At 67.8% G+C, this 17,360-nt stretch carries 10 protein-coding genes; 6 read left to right on the forward strand and 4 right to left on the reverse strand.

The genetic code is table 11. The annotated features are described in order from the left end of the window. Positions 1 to 296 precede the first annotated feature (296 nt). On the reverse strand, positions 297 to 1,784 hold the full coding sequence (locus NJ1_RS06100) for an HNH endonuclease signature motif containing protein (protein ID WP_067688600.1): 1,488 nt from the start codon (positions 1,782 to 1,784) through the stop codon (positions 297 to 299). Between the two features lie 114 nt (positions 1,785 to 1,898). Between NJ1_RS06100 and NJ1_RS06105 the strand changes: the two genes are divergently transcribed. Continuing rightward, positions 1,899 to 2,687, forward strand: a complete 789-nt coding sequence (locus NJ1_RS06105) for a thioesterase family protein (protein ID WP_067688603.1) — start codon at positions 1,899 to 1,901, stop codon at positions 2,685 to 2,687. Positions 2,688 to 2,712: 25 nt separating this feature from the next. Here NJ1_RS06105 and NJ1_RS06110 read toward each other — a convergent pair whose 3' ends face one another. Together NJ1_RS06110 and NJ1_RS06115 are read right to left on the reverse strand one after the other, a co-directional pair. Further along, positions 2,713 to 4,083 carry an NtaA/DmoA family FMN-dependent monooxygenase gene (locus NJ1_RS06110; protein ID WP_067688606.1) on the reverse strand — a complete coding sequence of 457 codons (1,371 nt, stop codon included), beginning with the start codon at positions 4,081 to 4,083 and terminating at the stop codon, positions 2,713 to 2,715. A gap of 11 nt (positions 4,084 to 4,094) precedes the next feature. After that, a complete protein-coding gene (locus tag NJ1_RS06115) occupies positions 4,095 to 5,303 on the reverse strand; it encodes an LLM class flavin-dependent oxidoreductase (protein WP_067688609.1) in 1,209 nt (402 codons plus the stop codon). A 209-nt stretch (positions 5,304 to 5,512) separates the two neighbouring features. Here NJ1_RS06115 and NJ1_RS06120 point away from each other — a divergent pair, with 209 nt between their 5' ends. The 5 genes from NJ1_RS06120 to NJ1_RS06140 all read left to right on the forward strand — a co-directional run bounded on the left by NJ1_RS06120 (position 5,513) and on the right by NJ1_RS06140 (position 16,641). Then, positions 5,513 to 6,256, forward strand: coding sequence for a GNAT family N-acetyltransferase (locus tag NJ1_RS06120; RefSeq protein ID WP_067688613.1), 744 nt, complete (start codon positions 5,513 to 5,515; stop codon positions 6,254 to 6,256). Between the two features lie 385 nt (positions 6,257 to 6,641). Then, positions 6,642 to 8,144 carry a cytochrome P450 gene (locus NJ1_RS06125; protein ID WP_067688615.1) on the forward strand — a complete coding sequence of 501 codons (1,503 nt, stop codon included), beginning with the start codon at positions 6,642 to 6,644 and terminating at the stop codon, positions 8,142 to 8,144. 138 nt (positions 8,145 to 8,282) lie between these two features. Further along, on the forward strand, positions 8,283 to 8,861 hold the full coding sequence (locus NJ1_RS06130) for a GNAT family N-acetyltransferase (RefSeq protein ID WP_067688618.1): 579 nt from the start codon (positions 8,283 to 8,285) through the stop codon (positions 8,859 to 8,861). Beyond that, on the forward strand, positions 8,858 to 15,217 hold the full coding sequence (locus tag NJ1_RS06135) for a type I polyketide synthase (protein ID WP_245717235.1): 6,360 nt from the start codon (positions 8,858 to 8,860) through the stop codon (positions 15,215 to 15,217). Before NJ1_RS06130 ends, NJ1_RS06135 begins: the two co-directional genes overlap by 4 nt. Before the next feature lie 170 nt (positions 15,218 to 15,387). Beyond that, positions 15,388 to 16,641 (forward strand): aminotransferase class I/II-fold pyridoxal phosphate-dependent enzyme, encoded by a 1,254-nt coding sequence (locus NJ1_RS06140; RefSeq protein ID WP_245717236.1) that lies wholly within the window; start codon positions 15,388 to 15,390, stop codon positions 16,639 to 16,641. Here NJ1_RS06140 and NJ1_RS06145 read toward each other — a convergent pair. Continuing rightward, positions 16,636 to 17,235 carry a TetR/AcrR family transcriptional regulator gene (locus NJ1_RS06145; RefSeq protein ID WP_067688624.1) on the reverse strand — a complete coding sequence of 200 codons (600 nt, stop codon included), beginning with the start codon at positions 17,233 to 17,235 and terminating at the stop codon, positions 16,636 to 16,638. The genes NJ1_RS06140 and NJ1_RS06145 overlap by 6 nt on opposite strands. Positions 17,236 to 17,360: the final 125 nt, after the last annotated feature.

Below are 17,360 nucleotides of genomic sequence, written 5' to 3' on the forward strand. Positions count from 1 at the left end.
TCGGTGCGGAACCAGCGTCGGCTCTTGTGCCGTGAGAGGAGTACGTGAGAGCGGAAGGCACCGAGTCTTCCGCTCCGGCGGCGTGCGGGGTCAGTGGCAGTCGCGCGTGCGGATCTACTACTGGCGCAGGCTCTTTCATCTCCATGTCCATCTTCCTCTCAGTGTTGGTGCCCGTGTCCGAGTGTGCGTGCGGTGTGCGGTAAATGCGCTCGGGTGCCGGGGCTTGCACCGAGCGAACCAGGACAGCACCGGTCCCCGAAAAGGGAGCCGGTGTTACCTGGTGTGGGTGGTGTGGTTCAGCTTCGATCGACCGGAGAATCACGGTGACCGAGGAACTCACGATGACGAGCCCGTTCTCGTCGCTCCCGCGCACGCAGTCGTGCTTGGGCGGCGGCGAGCATCTCCCCGGGATGGTGACGGTGATTCACCCTCGGCGTGCGCGTGGGGTCGATATGGATCGGCGCTATCCACCCCGTGCGGCCCGGGAATTCTGAATTCTTGCCCATCACAATCGTTTTCCAGCCACCCGGGCCGTCGTGCACGAGTGCGTGGCACGCATCGCAGGCCAAGGTGAGGTTCTCGATGTCGGTGGGCCCGCCTTTGCTGTGTTCGGTGATGTGATGCACCGCAGCCAACGTCGCGGGAGCACTACACCCGGGGCGCGTACAACCACGCTCGGCAGCGATCAACATCCGCCGCTGCGCAGGGCTGGCCAAACGCTCTCCGTGTCCCAGATGCAAGGGCATCCCGGTGTGGTCGAACAACGCCAGGAACGGCTTCGAACGCTCCGCGAGTTTGAGGGCTTCGGGGATGGACACCGTGCCACCCAAGGCGGTGGTGGCCACACCGGCAGCGTCTTCGAGTTCCGCGAGGGTCATGGTGACGATTGCTTCCACCGGCAGACCGCGATGGGATCCGAGCTTGCCCGGTCCTATTTCCGGGCGCAGGAATGCCAGCAGCGCATCGTGATTGCGTTGCGCGGCCGAGCGCGAGTCCCGTTGGGCGGCGGCGTCGAGGATCTCGCGGCTCACGTGCTCGGTATCAGCGAACGGACTGTCCGGGTCATCCGGGTTGCACATGCCGGGACGGGCCAGTTTCGCCAGGACCGGTTCCAGCAGCGCCCGCAACGCGGGGGTGATCTCGCCCTTGAGCAGGCTCATGCCGTCGAGGCGTTGGTCGCACAACACGATCCCGCGCATACGGGCGCGGTCGGTGTCGTCGGTGAGTATCCCGTCCGGGTCCAGGTGCGCGGACAGGGAATTGCCGATCCGGGGCAAGTCATCAGGAGACCCAGACCGCGCGTGCTCGGCCATGACTTGTTCGGCGGCGTCGCGGTCCGCACGCGAGATGGCGTGCGGGAGTCGGTGCATGATGTTGCCGATCGTGCGGGCGTGCCCGGCCGAGATTTCCCCGGCGGCTTGGATTTTCGCGGTATAGGGCAGCAAAGGTTCGAGGTCTTGCCCGGTGATGTCGTGCCAGATCCCGAACTGCTGGGCGGCTTTCAGGCGCCCGAACGCTTCCCGGTGCGACAAGCGCAATGCTTGTTCCAGGAACCGCACTACGTCGCGGACTCCTGCGCGTTGCGGGATGGACCGTTCCACGACCTCGATCACCAGCCGATGCTCCAACGCAGCCAAACGTCGTTTGCTGGTTTCCACCGAGCGCATCAGTTCGGTGACCCCGTCATCGGTCAACGGCGCGAGGTTCGCATCGAGCAGGGTGTCGACTGCGGTGGCCAGGTCGGCCCCCGCAGTGTCCTCGATCCCTGTCTCGTTCGAACGCATGTGCTAATTCTACCGCGTGAGATCACGGATGGGAACAGAAAACACCATCTGAACTGCGAATATTCAGACCACTCCCATCTTCACTTACCACTCCTCGGTAGGCTCGGACTCACTATGGATGCCTTCTATCTCCCCGATCCAGAGGACCCGAATCGGTTCCACTCCACCGAGCTGACTCGCGGCCCGTGGTCCCCGGACGCGCAGCATGCCGGACCCCCGTCGGCCCTGCTCGGGCATGTCATCGAGCGGTGCTCGCCGCGCGAGGGCTTTCGGGTCGGTCGCGTCGCGGTGGAGATTCTCGGGCCGGTGCCGATCGCTCCGCTCATGGCGGAAGCGCGAGTGACCCGACCGGGGCGCAGTGTCGAGTTGATCGAGGCGACGCTGAGTACCGAACAGGGGCCGGTGTTGAAGGCGAACGCCTGGCGGTTGCGGCAGGCCGATCCGGAGCTGGATCTGCCGGTCGAGGTAATGCCCACCGGGACGCGGCCGGGGCCGGAAGAGGCCAGGGTCGAACCGTTTCCCTCGGCGCAGGCGATCGGATTCCACACCGGTATCGAATACCGCTTCGTCACAGGCGCTTTCGATGCGCCCGGGGCGGCGGTCTGCTGGATTCGTCTGCGCTACCCCATAGTCGCCGGCACCACGCCCAGCCCGCTGGAGCGCACCCTCGCCGCCGCCGATTCCGGCAATGGCGTCAGCTCGGTATTGGACTGGGACCGTTACCTTTTCATCAATACCGATCTCTCGGTGACCTTGCATCGCGAACCGGTCGGCGAATGGGTGTGCCTGGACGCGGTCACCTACCCGGACCGCAGCGGTGTCGGCCTGGCCGAATCCAGGCTCTTCGACGAGAAGGGCCCCATCGGCCGCGGCACCCAGACCCTGTTCCTCGCACCTCGCTGAACGTCCGCCTGATATTCTCTGCCGGTTACGCCTCGGCCGGTACTCCCTTCTCGGAGTAAAGATTTCGGAGGCCGAGGTTGTCTCGGAGGGTTGAGCCGGTGTAGTCGGTGCGCAGGACGCCGCGGTCCTGCAGCAGGGGCACCACCCGGTCGACGAATTCGTCCAGCCCGGTGGGGACCAGGTGAGAGCCGAGGATGAAGCCGTCGGAACCGTTGTTCTGGACGAAGGAGTCGATCTGCTCGGCGACCTGCGCGGGGGTTCCCACCAGGGGGCCGCGCCACTCGAACTGGTCGATCACCACCTCGCGCAGTGAGAGCTTCTTGTTCTCGGCGACCTGACGCAGGCGTTCGACCGTGCCGAGGCGGTCTTGATTGATCAGGGCCCGGCCCTGAATGAACTGGGGCGCGGTGGGATCGGGGTCGATCGCGGGCAGCGGGCCTTCGGGGTCGTAGTCGGACAGGTCGCGGTTCCAGATCTGTTCGAGCAGGACCAGTGCGGTCTGGCCGGTGATCTGTTCGTCGCGGATGGCGTGGAATTTCTCGATCGCCTCGGCCTCGCTGTCGCCGAGGACGAAGCTGGCCATCGGCAGAATCTTGATGTCGTCGGGGGAGCGGCCCGTCGCCAAGGCTCGGGCCTTGACGTCGGCGTAGAACTCCGACGCTTCGGGGAGCTTGCCGTAGGGGGAGAAGATGGCATCGGCGTTGGCGGCGGCGAAGTCCCGGCCCTGCGGGGAGACGCCGGCCTGGATGATCACGGGGCGGCCCTGTGGACTGCGGGGGACGGTGAAGCGGCCGGAGATGTCGAATTGGTTGCCGTGGAAGGCGAATGCTCCCGCGTCGGGACGTGCCAGGAATCGGCCGGTGGATTTGTCCGCGACCAGGTCGGACGCGTCCCACGAATCCCACAGGGCGCGAACGGCGTTGAGGGTTTCCTCGGCTCGCACGTAGCGATCGGCCGGATCGAGGAAGCCGCCGCGGCGGAAGTTCTGGCCGGTGAAGGCGTCGAACGAGGTGACGACGTTCCAGGCCGCGCGGCCGTCGGAGAGGTGGTCCAGGCTCGCGAAACGCCGGGCCAGCTCGTAGGGCTCGTTGAAGGTGGCGTTGATGGTGCCCGCGAGTCCGAGGTGCTCGGTCACGGCGGCGAGGGCGGCCAGCACGGTGAAAGTATCGGGGCGGCCGATGATGTCCTGGTCGAAGATCTTTCCGCCGCGCTCGCGCAGGATCAACCCCTCGGCGAGGAAGAAGAAGTCGAATTTGCCGCGTTCGGCGGTGCGGGCGGTGTGTTCGAAAGTGGCGAAATCGATCTGGCTGCCGGCCTCGGGATGCCACCACGCGGTGTGGTGGTTGACGCCGCCCAGGTAGGCGCCGAGGATGACCTGCTTGCGTGGGGTGCTCATGATGGCCTCGCTCAGGCGGTCGCGTAGTGGTTGGGAACGGTCGTGGGCAAGCCCAGCAGCGCGCGCAGGGAGCCGCCGGGGTAGCGGGTCCGGAACAGGCCCCGGTGCTGCAGTGCCGGGATCAGGCGGTCGGTGATTTCGGTGAGGTCGTCGACCGCCACTCCGGGGCGCAGGCGGAAGCCGTGCACGCCTTGGGCGCTCCAGGCACTGAGAAGGTCGGCCAGTTCCTCGGCGCTGCCTGTGAAAATCCCAGCGTCGGAGGTGAATTCGTAGCCCGCGGACTCGTTCAGGCGGTCCAGGCGCCGGCGGCCGGTGGCTTCGGGGGTGTCCAGGAAGACCAGGAGGTCGGCGTAGACGTGGAGGGGTTCGCCGGAGCGGGAGGTCTGTGCCGTCGCTATCTGTTCCAGGATCGGGGCCGGGCCGGTGTCCAGGGTCGGGGTTATGAACACTAGATCGGCACTGCGGGAGGCGAATTCGTAGATCAGCGGGGCGTGTGCGAGGGCCGTGACCACGGGCTGGCCCTGCGGCGGGCGCGGGGTGATGGAGGGGCCTCGCACGCTGAAGAAGCGGCTCTCGTGGTTGACGTAGTGCAGTTTGTCGCGATCGATGAAGCGGCGGGTGGAGACGTCGCGGATTTCGGCGTCGTCCTCCCAGCTGTCCCAGAGTCGGCGCACCACCTCGACCACGGTGGCGGCCTCGTCGAAGAGTTCGTGGACCTGGGCGGGGAAGGCGCCGTTCGTGACCCCCTCGGCGATCTCTGCGGCGGTGATCTCCGCTATCGTGCGCCGACCGAAAAGGGCTGCCTCCTCGGCGTTTCCACCGACTTTCACCTGCCAACCGGCTCGGCCGCGCGAGGTGTAGTCGAGGGTGGCGAGCGCGCTGGAGACGTGGAACGGTTCGGTATGGGTCGTGGTCACGGTCGGGATGAGACCGATATCGCGGGTGGTGGGCGCGACCCTGGCGGCGATCAGGTGGGCGTCGATGCGGGCGCGGACCCGGTCCACGGCCGCATCGGAGCGGGTGTGCGGGCGACCGGGGATCGTGAGGCTGTCCTCGATGGTCGCGAAATCCAGCAGGCCGCGTTCGGCGGTGGCGATCAGGTCTGTCCAGTAGCGGGGACCGAAGAGTTCCGCGGGGCGGGAGCCGGGTTCGCGCCATGCGGCGGGGTGCCAGCCCGCGCCGTCGAGTGCGACGCCGATATGCAGGGGGTTCGGTGCCATCGTCTCCCGTTTCCGTGCGTGGGGGTGTGGTTCGCACGGTTCTCCTGAGCCTCGCCGGCGTCAACGGTTCGGATCAGGCCGATCCCAGGGAAATAACCTGTGGGCGAGGGGGATTGAGTACATCGGAATCGCGCTGAGCCCAACACTGCACATTGGTCGTGCGCGTGGCTAACTTTTTGTCATCGGATGCTGATCTGGAGGATTGCGCTGTGACCACCGAGTCGATCGCTGTGACTGCCGAGTCGATCATCGATGTCGAAACCCCTGTCCACCCGCTCGACGACCCGATCCGGTCCTCGCTGCGCGGCGCACACAGCAGGTTCGCGACCTGGACCGGTCGAATCGGGCGATACGACCCGGAGGTCGCGCGGTTCATCGGTCATCCGGCGGTGTTGTCGGATCAGGATTGGCGGGATCTGGCGTCGGTGCTCGGGCCGGGTGGGGTGACGGCGCTGCGTGGGTTCGGGCACGAATTGCCGCAGGGGTGGACGGTGGTCGAGCAGTTCGGGTCGGTGCAGATGGACGGGAGTGGGCTTCGGGTCGCGCATGATCCGGAGCTCGAACGGCTCGGGCCGGCGGATGTGCCGGAGATCTTGGAGTTGATCGCGCGCACGCAGCCGGGGCCGTTCGCGCCGCGCACCATCGAGTTGGGTACCTATCTCGGGTTGCGGGTGGCCGGGCGGTTGGTCGCCATGGCCGGTGAGCGCATGCATCCGCCGGGCTGGACCGAGATCAGCGCGGTGTGCACCGATGCCGAATTCCGGGGGCGGGGTCTCGCCTCGCGGTTGGTCCGGGCCGTGGGTGCGGGGATTCGCGATCGCGGAGAGACGCCGTTCCTGCATGCGACCGCGCACAACGCGACGGCGATCAGTCTGTACGAGACGCTGGGTTTCACGTTGCGCAAGCGCGGTGCGCTCACGCTCGTGCAGGCCCCGGGTTCGGCTGAGCTGTAAGGGGAGATGCTCGTTGCCCCCCCGGAATTCCTCGTATTCGGACTGGCAACAAATTGGCGGTTCCCCTCGGGCGGCTCCGTATGGGTGGTGCGCTCGCCTCGGTCGTGGATCCGGGTGCGGGGGATCGGCCGGAGCTGTTGAGCTGGCACGCTTCGCACCGTCGCTAGCTGCGTAAAGAGGACTGTGGCCGGTGCGCGCGGGGATGTGCGGTGGTGCGGTGTGGCCCCGCGAAGGCACCCGTATCGGCGTGCACTCACCGAATCGAACCTCGCCGGGCGAGCCGTTCAGGTCTGTCGCGAGTGAAGCTACTGTGCAGTAGCATCCTGCGGAACCCCAACGGGGGGAACGGGTTTCGACCGTAGTTTCGACAGTGGAGGTGACGCGAATGTCATCTGCCCGGGGTGGTACCGAGCTGTATCCGCCGAGGTGGTTGCCCGCGCCGATCAGATGGCACGGGACGCGGGTCTCGTGGGGGCAGTCCTGGAAGCTCGCGGCGGCGCTGGTGCCGCGCTGGCGCGATCGCACGGTCGTGCACTACATCGCCTCGGAGCTGCCGGGGCAGGACGACGTGCTGGTCGCGCGGCTGCCGATGCTGAAGTATCTGGTGGTGCGCAGTCCTGAACTCGCGCGGCACATTCTGGTGTCGCATCAGGACAACTACGCCAAGAGCGCCGAGTACGACATGATGGCGGTGACCTTCGGGCAGGGCCTGGTCACCGATATGGACGACCGGCGATACCAGCGCAACCAGCGTCTGGTGCGGCCGATCTTCTCGCGCGGTTCGATCGATCAGTTCGCCGGTCCGATGACCGAGGCGGCGCGCGAGAGCGCCGATCGGATCAGGTCCGCGACCGCCGACGGCAGCCCCGTCGACGTCGGAGCCGAGATGAACCGCCTCATGCTCGATGTGGTGGCGCGGACCATGTTCGGGACCGATCTGTCCTCGCCGATCTCCACGATCAACCTCACCAACCTGCTGAAGTTCTTCGGCGTCGGCTTCGCCACCGGGGTGAGCCGTCCGCTGCGCAGGCTCTCGACCTGGGTGGTCGAACACACCGAGGAGCCGGACAAGCGGGCCGGATCGCGAGTGCCGATCCGCGCCATGCGCGTGCTGACCTGGATCTCCGCACCGCACATCATGTTCGAGTTGCGCGGGATCGAGAAGGCCGTCGATTCGCTGATCGCGGACCATCGCAGCGGGCGGATCGCGCGCAAGGACAATCTGCTCGGATTGCTCATGGCGGCAAGGGATCCCGAGACCGGGCACGCCTACAGCGACCTCGAGATCCACGACGAGCTGATGACCTTCCTCGGCGCGGGGATGGAGACCTCCGCGACCGCCATGACCTGGATGTGGAAGCTGCTTGCCGAACATCCCGAGGCGCGGCGGCGACTGTACGAGGAACTGGACAGCGTGCTCGCGGGCCGGGTTCCGACCGCCGACGACGTCGACAAGCTGGTGTGGTGCAAGGCGATCTTCCTCGAGGCCATGCGGATCTATCCGCCGGTCATCGGGCTGACCCGGGTTGCCAAGCAGGACGATGTGCTCGCGGGCTACCACGTGAAGGCGGGCACCACCGTGGTGGTCAGCGTGCACGGGGTGCACTACAACGGCCGGGTGTGGGAACGGCCGGAGGAGTTCGACCCAAGTCGGTACCTGCCCGAGAACATGACGGCCGATCACCGCAATGCCTCGCTCGCCTTCAGCGCGGGCAAACGAATCTGCATGGCACAGGGTTTCGCGACCATGGAGGTCGTGCTGGCGCTGGCCACCATCGCGCAGCGGTTCGAGCTCGATCTGGCGGTGAAGGGCCCGGTGCGCCGGCAGATGTCGTTCATCGGTGCGCCGGAGGATCCACTCATGATGCGGGCGACCGCCCGCGGCTGAACTGTCGCTCCCCGTCGAGAGACCAGCATTCCCGTAGACCAGCATTCCCGTAGACCCAGCACTGCCGAGAGATCAGACTTGCCGAAAACACTCGAGAACATCTCTGTCCGGCCGGCCGTCAAAGGCGATATTCGTGCGATGACGGCGGTTCTGGATCGTGCCTTCAGCGCGAACGATCCGTTCGGCGAGTTCATGTTCCCCGACCAGGCCAAAAGGCAACGCGCGCAACCGCGTTTGAATCGCGCCATGATCCGGCATCAGTATCTGCCCGCCGGTGGTGCGCACGTCGCCACCATCGACGAGCGGGTCGTGGGTGCGGTGCTGTGGCAACCGGCTGATTATCGATTCGGGGCGCTGCGGTATATCGCCTCGATTCCGGAATTCGTGTGGGCCATGGGAATCGACGGTCCACGCGTGCTGTCCATGGACGCCACCATCGCGAAAATCGCTCCGGGACTGCCGCATTACTTCGGCGTCACGCTCGGGGTGGATCCCGCGTTGCAGGGCTCGGGTGTGGGTACCGCCCTGTCCGCGTTCTGCCTGCGGGAGGTGGAGAAGGCCGCGGTACCGCTGCTGGGGCTGTGCAAGGACGGAAATATCGGTTTCTACACCGCATTCGGTGGTCAGCAGCTGGGCAAGATCCGGTTGGGCCGCTCGGGGCCGGAGGTGAACGTCATGATGTGGCTGCCTTCGTCGCTGCGAACAGTGAAGGAGTGACTCCCTTGTCGGACATCGCGATAGTGGGCATCGGGTGTCGGTACGGCGGTGGAATCGATTCCCCGGAATCGTTCTGGGACTTCGTGATCGGCAAGCACGACGCGGTCACCAACATTCCCGCCGACCGGTGGGATTGGCGTCGATTCTACGATCCGGATCAGCGGATGCCGGGGCGTATGTACACCCGGCGCGCGGCGTTCCTCACCGGTGATCCGTGGGCGTTCGATCCCGACTTCTTCGGGATCTCGCGACGCGAGGCTATGGCGATGGATCCGCAGCAGCGGTTGATCCTCGAGGTCGCCTGGGAGGCGCTCGATGACGCCGGGGTCGCGGGCCGCAGTTCCGGTGCGCCTGTGGGTGTGTACGTCGGCGCGTTCACGCTCGATCAGCTGGCGGTCGGGTTCACCGGGGCGGCAGTCCCGCATATCGACATGCACTCCTCGGCGGGGACGTCGTACACGATGCTGTCCAACCGAATCTCCTACGCGCTGGACCTCGGCGGGCCCAGCCTCACCGTCGACACCGCGTGTTCGTCCTCGCTGGTGGCCCTGCACATGGCCTGCACGGCGCTGGACAGCGGAGACTGCGAGACGGCGCTGGCCGGCGGCGTGAATCTGATGCTCCAGCCGGGCACGTTCATCTCCATGTGCAAGGGCGGATTTCTGGCGAAGGACGGACGCAGCAAGTCCTTCGGTGCGAGCGCCGACGGGTACGGGCGCGGCGAGGGTGCGGGGATGGTCGTGCTCAAGCGGCTGGCGGACGCCGAGCGCGACGGTGACCGGGTGTATGCCGTGGTCAAGGCGACCGGCGCCAATCAGGACGGACGGACCACCGCGATCACGGTGCCGAACGCGGAGGCGCAGGAGGCGCTGGCGCGGACGGTGACCCGGCGGGCCGGGATCGATCCGGCTCTGGTGACATACGTGGAGGCGCACGGGACCGGGACCCCGGTGGGAGATCCGCTGGAACTGAGGGCGATCGGCACCGCGTACGGTGCGGCGACCGGAAGGTCCACGACACTGGGCGTGGGGTCGCTGAAGTCGACGCTGGGGCACACCGAGGCCGCGGCGGGTATCGCGAGTGTCATCAAATCCGCACTGGCGGTGCATCATCGGACGCTGCCGCCACAGGGCTGGCTGGACGAGGAGCCGAATCCGGATCTGGAGCTGGCGGAGCTGGGGGTGCGGATCCAGTCCGAGGCGCGGGTGCTCGATCCGGGCGAGGGCCTGATGACGGTGGCGGTCAACGGGTTCGGATACGGCGGGACGAACGCGCACGCCATCGTGCAGGAGTTCGTGCCCGGTGACGGGGTCGCGGCGGTCGGTACGCCGCCGGCCTTCGGTGTGCTGCCGCTGTCGGGACGCGGTGAGCAGGCGGTGCGCGAGCTGGCCGGGGCGTACGCGAGGCTGATCGAGTCGGATCCGGCGGCGATCGAGCAGGTGGTGGCGGGCGCGTGGACCCGGCGTCAGCATCATCAGCTGCGCATGGGCGTTCCATTCGAGTCCGCTACCGAATTGGTAAGCCGGCTGCGGGAATTCGCGGCGGGGGAGGGGCGCGAGGCGACGCGGGTCGTCGGTGGCGCAGCGCTGGTCTTCGTGTTCACCGGGATGGGGCCGCAGTGGTTCGGGATGGGCCGGGAGCTGCTGGCCACGGATCCGATCTTCGAGGCCGCCGCACAGCGGATCGACGAGATCTTCCTGCGGATCGCGGGCTGGTCGATCCTGAAGGAATTGGCCGAGCCGGAGGAGAACTCGCGGGTCACCGCCACCGAGGTGGCGCAGCCGGCGAACTTCCTGATCCAGGTGGCGCTGTACGAAGCGCTTGCCGCACGGGGGATTTCGCCGTCGGCGGTGGTCGGGCACAGCGTCGGTGAGGTGTCCGCGGCGTATGTCTGCGGCGTGCTCACACTGCGTGAGGCGCTGACCGTCGCCTACCACCGGGCGCGCCTGCAGGCGACGACGGTGGGGACCGGCGGCATGCTGGCGGTGGGATTGTCGGCCGAGGCGGCGGCCGACCTGCTCGACGGCGGCTCCGGAATCGATATCGCCGCGGTCAACAGCCCGGGTTCGTGCACGCTGTCCGGTGCGGTCGATCGGCTCGACGAGCTCGCCGAATACTGCACCGACCGTGGGATATTCGCCAAGCGGCTGCAGGTCGAGGTGCCCTACCACTCGGCGCTGATGGAGCCCATTCTCGAAGAACTGCGGGTTGTGCTGGCGGATCTGTCGCCGCAGTCGCCGTCGATTCCGCTGTACTCCACGGTGACCGGGACGCCGGTCGTGGACGGGGAGTGGGGTGCGGACTACTGGTGCGCGAACGTGCGTGAGCCGGTGCGGTTCGCGGACGCCGTGCGAGCGCTCATCGCCGACGGCGGACGGGTTTTCGTTGAGGTCGGCCCGCACCCGGTGCTCGGGGCCAACATTCGTGAGATCCTGCTGGCCGCCGGGGAGAAGGGCGCCACCGTCGCGACCCTGCATCGCAAGCAGGCCGACGGGACCGCCCTGCGACAGCTCGTCGCGGGGCTGTACGGCTCGGGCGCACTGGATCTGGCGGGATTGTTCGGCTCCGTGCGCACCGCGCATGTGTCACTGCCGCGATATCCGTGGCAGCGCACCCGGCTGCGCTCGGATCTGCCGGTGTTCGCCCAGCAGCGCTACGGCACTCCGGGGGGATACACCATGCTCGGGGACCCGGATCTGGACATCGCGCGCCGATGGACCCTGGAGATCGCCTCGGGGGTGCTGCCGTGGCTCGAGGATCACGTCGTGGACGGCACCCGGATCCTGCCCGGCTCCGCCTATCTCGATGCCGCGCTCAGCGCGGCGGCCGTCGAGTACGGCGCGAACGGCAAGGGCGGCACCGCGATCGAGAACGTCAGGTTCATCGCGCCGCTGACCATCGAACCGGGTGATGTGCCGGTAATGGAGCTGACCGTGGAGGATTCGACGCGGCGGTTCACCATTCGCTCGCGCACCGCCGTCGGGGACACCTGGACCGTGCACGCCACGGGACGCCTGGTGGAGGGCGTCTACGAACCCGGGAAGGTCGACGTGCCGTACACCGGGGCGATGAGTGAGATCGCGCCCGCCACGCTCTACGCGGATCTGTCGAGCACCGGCGTCGAGCACGGCCCGGCCTTCCGGCTCGTGCGGCAGGCGTGGGCGGACGGTAGCACCGTCGTCGCGCGCATCGACGGTGCGGGCGCGGCGGGGTCGGGACATCTGGCGCATCCGTGTGTGCTGGACGCGGCCTGGCAGGTGGTCTCCCTCGGGGACGCGGGTGGCCCGGCGCTGGACGGGGCGGTCATTCCGATCGGCGCGGAGAGCGTGCGCAGCTTCGGCCCGCTGCCCGAGGAGATCGTGGTCGTGGCGACGCTCACCGAACCACTGCACGCCGACGTGCGGATCCTGGACCGGGACCACAATCCGGTGTTGGAGATCATCGGGGCCAAGTTCCAGGCCGTGCCGTTCGGCGGCGGCATCCTGCGGCGGCTGGAAAAGCTGTACTACGAGGAGCAGTGGACACTGCGCGAGCCGCTGGACCGGGTCGCGGCCGCCGGATCCGCGCGGGTGCTCGTCGTTCCGCTCGGCACGGTGCACAGCGGCCGGGACACGCAGATCGCGCGGGCCCTGCCCGACAGCCGGGTGATCGCGGGCGCGCGATTCGAGCACGAGTTCCGCGAACAATTGCTGGCCGCTCATCTCGATGAGGGCGTGGAACGAATTCACGTGTGCTTCGTCGCCGGACACGGTGACGACGTGGAGGCGCTCTGGACGCTGAGCCGGGCGGCCCTGGCACTGGAAGCCTTCGCGGACAGCGTGAACCCCGAACCGCTGCCGCTCACCGGGGACGGGTCCATCCACGCCACCCTGGTCACCGAGCGCGCGTTCGCGCATCCGGAGGACTCGGGCGAGCCGGATCCGGACCATGCGGCGCTGGCGGGCGCGCGGCGGGTGCTGCTCAACGAACAGCCGCCGCTGCGGTGGCGGCTGGTCGATATCGACGCCGACACCGACCCGGCCGACCTGCTCGCCGAACTGGCTGTGCCGGGGGCATTTTCGGGTGATCACGGCGATGAGGTGTTCCTGCGCAATGGTTTGCGCTGGTCCACCGTCGTCACCCGGGCGCTGCCGGATCGGCTGGCCGCGCTGGACAATCCGGAGCCGCTGCGGGATCGCGAGGCCAATTTCGCGCTCGACATCCCGCGTTCGCGGCTGCTGTCGCAGCTCGGCTGGCGCAGTGCGCCGCGCCGCGCACCCGATTCCGGTGAGGTCGAGGTGCGCATGGAGGCGATCGGGCTGGGTTTCAAGGATCCGCTCAAGGTGCTCGGCGTCCTCGGTGAGAACGAGCTGGCGGCAACACATTTCGGGGTATCGCCGGGAATGGAGGGCGCGGGCACCGTGGTCCGGGTCGGTGCGGGCGTCGAACGGTTCCGGGTCGGTGATCGGGTCGGGCTCGCCTCGCCGGGGATGATCGAGCGATATCACGTCGCGGACGCGGGCCTGGTCGGCGCGGCCGCGGAGTCGATTCGCCCGGAGCTGTGCACCTCGACGGTCTCGCTGGTCACCGCGGAGTACGCGCTGCTGGACTTGGCACGGCTGCGCGCCGGCGAGACGGTGCTCGTGCACGGTGCCGCGGGCGGGGTCGGCGCCTGCGCCGTACAGGTCGCGAAACTGCACGGCGCCACCGTGATCGGCGCGGCGAGCACCCGCGAGCGCCGGGCGTACGTGCTGGCGCAGGGTGCGGACGAGGTGCTCGATTCGCGATCGCTGAACTTCGTCGAGGATGTGCTGGCACTCACCGGTGGGATCGGGGCGGACATCGTCGTCAGCACCGCGCCCGGTGAGGTCATCGCGCAGAACTTCAAGGCCGTCGCGGAGTTCGGGCGCATCGTGGAGGTCGGCAAGGCCGACATCTATTCCGGCGGGGTGCTGGATCTGCGGAACTTCGACAAGAACGTCGGATACTTCTCCTTCGATCTGGACCGCATGCTGAAGCTGCGGCGGGCCGAGGTGATCGGGCGGGTGCAGGCGGTCAACGACAAGATGGCCGACGGGGTGTATCGACCCCTGCCGTACGAGTCGTTCGCGACCGGCGAGGTGGCCACCGCGTTCGAGGAGGTGCTGCGCTCGACCCGGATCGGGCGGATCGCGCTGGATCTGGGTGGTGAGAATCCGCTCGTGCGACCGCAGCCCGCGGACGTGCCCATCGACGGGAACGGGCGCTACCTGATCACGGGTGGATTCGGCGCGTTCGGGCTGGCGACGGGTCGCTGGCTGATCGGCCGTGGCGCACGGCATCTGGTGCTGATCGGCCGTTCCGGGGCGAGCGCCGAGTCGGCCCGGCGACAGGTGGGCGAGTGGCGCGAACAGGGGATCGAGGTGCTGCAGGAGCTCGCCGATATCACCGAGCCGGAAGCCGTTGCGGCCGTGGTGAACCGGGTGCATGCCGCGGATCGGCCGCTGCGCGGGGTGTTCCATGCCGCGGGCGTGCTGGACGATCAGCGGATCACCACCATGGACCGGGACAGCCTCACCCGGGTGTTCCGGCCCAAACTCGAGGGTGCGCGGACCCTGTACGGGGCGCTCGTCGACGCCGGGGTGCGGCTGGATCTGTTCGTGCTGTTCTCCTCCGGCAGCGCCATCATGGGCGGGATCGGCCAGTATTCGTACACGGCGGCCAATCTGGCGCTGCAGTCGTTCACCGAGCAGCTCGCCCGGCGCGGTGAACGAGTGCTGTGCGTGGGCTGGGGCGCGATGTCCGGCGGCGGCATGGTGGACGCCGACGAGAACGTGCAGCGGTACCTGCGGATCGCCGGCTTCGATGCCATCGATATGGACGCGGGGACCGAATATCTCGGCGAGGCTTTGCGATTGGGTGTGCGGCAGGCCGCCATCATTCCGGTGGAGTGGGACAAGGTGGTGTTGGCCGCGCCGCAGCTGGCGTACACCGCGCGGGTCGCCGAACTGATCGCCGCGGCGTCGCAGGACAATTCGGCCGCGGCGGTCCTGCGCGGGCAGATCGGCGCGCTGCAGGAGGCACAGCGCGCGAACGTGGTCGGATATCTGCTCGCGGAACAGCTGGCCGAGGTCATGGGGGTGGCGGCCGAGTCGATCGCACTGGATGTGCCGCTGCCCGAACTCGGTCTCGATTCGCTGATGGCGGTGGAATTCGGTGCGCTGGTGAGCAAGACGCTCGGTGTGGAGATGAACAGTATGCAGCTGGGGCGCTCGTTCAGTTTGGCGCAGGCGGGAGCGCGGATCGCCGACATCATCGTCGGCTCGGGCAGCGCAGTGGGCTCGGACGGTGCAGCCGGCTCGAACGGTGCGGTCTCGGAGCAGGGGGCCGTGGCGTGACGGCGAACGAACGGGAGCTGGCTCGGCAGCTGCTGTCGGGGCATCGATCTCAGGTCGTGACACCGGGAGGCGCTCGCCCACAAGGCAATTCGGGTGGTCCGGGGATCGCTGCGCGGTCCGGCTCCGCGGTTCGGCGTGGGCCGGGGAGACAGTTCGCCGATCATCCCGGTGTGGTGGATGCGCTGGCGAAGCAAGCGGCCATCGCGCAGCTGGTGGACACGACGGGGTTGCCCCACCCGCTGTTCCTGTCGCCCGATGGACCCAACGGGGCGCTGATCCGTTCCGGTGGAAGGGAACTGGTCAATTTCAGCTCGTACAACTATCTCGAGCTGGCGCAGCATCCGCGGGTGATCGCCGCCGCCAACGCGGCGGCCGAGAAGTACGGAACCTCGGCCTCGGCCACCCGCATCGTGACGGGTGAGATCCCGCTGTACGCGGAGCTGGAGCAGCGGCTCGCCGAGATCTACCACGCGGGTGGTGCGCTGGTCACCTCCAGCGGGTTTCTGACCAATGCGGCGGTCATCGGCTTCCTGCTCGCGGAAGGTGATGTGGCGGTCTGTGATTCGCTCGCGCACGCCAGCCTGGTCGCGGGCACTCAGCTGGCCGGGTGCCGGCGGGTCACCTTCCGGCACAACGATCCCGACGCGCTCGAGGCGCTGCTGCGGTCCTCGCGGCACCGGTTCGATCGGGCGCTGGTCATCGTCGAAGGCCACTACAGCATGGACGGTGATCTGGGATCGATCGTCGAGATAGCCGCTGTGGCAAGAAAATACGACTGCGCGGTGTTGGTGGACGAGGCGCACGCGCTCGGTGTGCTCGGTCCGCACGGCATGGGCAGTCGTGAACACTTCGACCTTGTGGGCGATCTCGTCGACATCTGGGCGGGCAGCCTGTCCAAGGCGATGGGCAGCACCGGCGGATTCATCGCGGGCGACGCCGATCTGGTCAGGGCGATCAAGTTCGCCGCCCCGGGCATGGCGCTCTACACGGCGGGGCCCTCGCCCTCGAATGTGGCGGCGGTGCTGGCCGGGCTCGATGTGATCGCGGCGGAACCGGATCGGCTGGCGCGGTTGTGGTCCAACGCGAGAGTCTTCAGCGGGGCGTTGAAGGAACGGGGTATGGATCTGGCCGAGTCGCAGGCCACCCCGATCGTGCCGGTCATCGTCCCCGGGGAGATCCGCGCGGGGTACGCGGCCGTGGCGATGCTCCAGCGCGGTTTCAACGCGGGGGCGATTCTGGCACCGGTGGTGCCCGCCGGTACCGAGCGGCTGCGGTTCTTCCTGACCAGCGAGCACACCCGGGAGCAGCTCCTGGCCACCGTCGAGAATCTGGCCGAGGTGCTCGGCATCGTCGAGCACCTTCCGGATTGGTCGTTGGACTCGGGAAACGTTGTGCCGCCGGGCAATCCGGCCGACCGCCTATGAGATATAGGCGATGACCTCGTCGATGTAGGTTCGGAACAGGGTGGGCATGTCCACACCCTGCGGATCGATGAGCCATTGCAACTGCAGGCCGTCCATCATGGCGAAGATCTGGCGGGCGAGGGCGGCGGTGTCGATGCCGGGGCGGAAATCCCCGTCGGCGATGCCGTCGTCGAGGGCTGTGGCCAGGAAGGTCTGCAGCATTCGATATCGGTTGATCACCCACTCGCGCGCGGGATGGTCGGCGGTCACGGCCTCGCTGGTGACGACCGTGAACAGCCGGACCAGTCCCGGCACGTGCTCGTTGTGCTCGACCAGCCGCACCAGGCGGTGCAGCGCCTCCTTGCCGCGCAGCGGCTGGTCGAAACCGAGTCGGTCGTAGTCGAGGCGATCGCGGTATTCGAGCACCGCGGCCAGCAGCGCCGCCTTGTTCGGGAAGTAGTGCAGGAGCCCGGGCTGGGACAGTCCGCACCGCTCGGCGATCTCCGCGATCGAGGCGTTGTGGTAGCCGTTGTCGGCGAAAGTCTTCAGCGCCTCGTCGACGATCTGCTCCCGGCGCGCGTCGGCCCGTCTCCGGCGTTGAGGGTGCGGCGTCATGAGCCAGCACAGTAGTCAATGGGTTTGATCAGGTGAAATTCATTGAAGATAACGAACGGATAACGGTACCGAGTGACTACTCGGTAAACTGGGGATTCCGCTGGCACACTCGTGCCAGCCGTACC

The organism is Nocardia jejuensis NBRC 103114, from assembly GCF_001613145.1.
GTDB lineage: Bacteria > Actinomycetota > Actinomycetes > Mycobacteriales > Mycobacteriaceae > Nocardia > Nocardia jejuensis.

Coding starts and splice junctions, on each gene's coding strand:
- NJ1_RS06125 (WP_067688615.1), top strand. CDS start 6,642: ATGTCATCTGCCCGGGGTGGTACCGAGCTGTATCCGCCGAGGTGGTTG.
- NJ1_RS06130 (WP_067688618.1), top strand. CDS start 8,283: ATGACGGCGGTTCTGGATCGTGCCTTCAGCGCGAACGATCCGTTCGGC.
- NJ1_RS06145 (WP_067688624.1), bottom strand. CDS start 17,235: ATGACGCCGCACCCTCAACGCCGGAGACGGGCCGACGCGCGCCGGGAG.
- NJ1_RS06115 (WP_067688609.1), bottom strand. CDS start 5,303: ATGGCACCGAACCCCCTGCATATCGGCGTCGCACTCGACGGCGCGGGC.
- NJ1_RS06105 (WP_067688603.1), top strand. CDS start 1,899: ATGGATGCCTTCTATCTCCCCGATCCAGAGGACCCGAATCGGTTCCAC.
- NJ1_RS06100 (WP_067688600.1), bottom strand. CDS start 1,784: ATGCGTTCGAACGAGACAGGGATCGAGGACACTGCGGGGGCCGACCTG.
- NJ1_RS06110 (WP_067688606.1), bottom strand. CDS start 4,083: ATGAGCACCCCACGCAAGCAGGTCATCCTCGGCGCCTACCTGGGCGGC.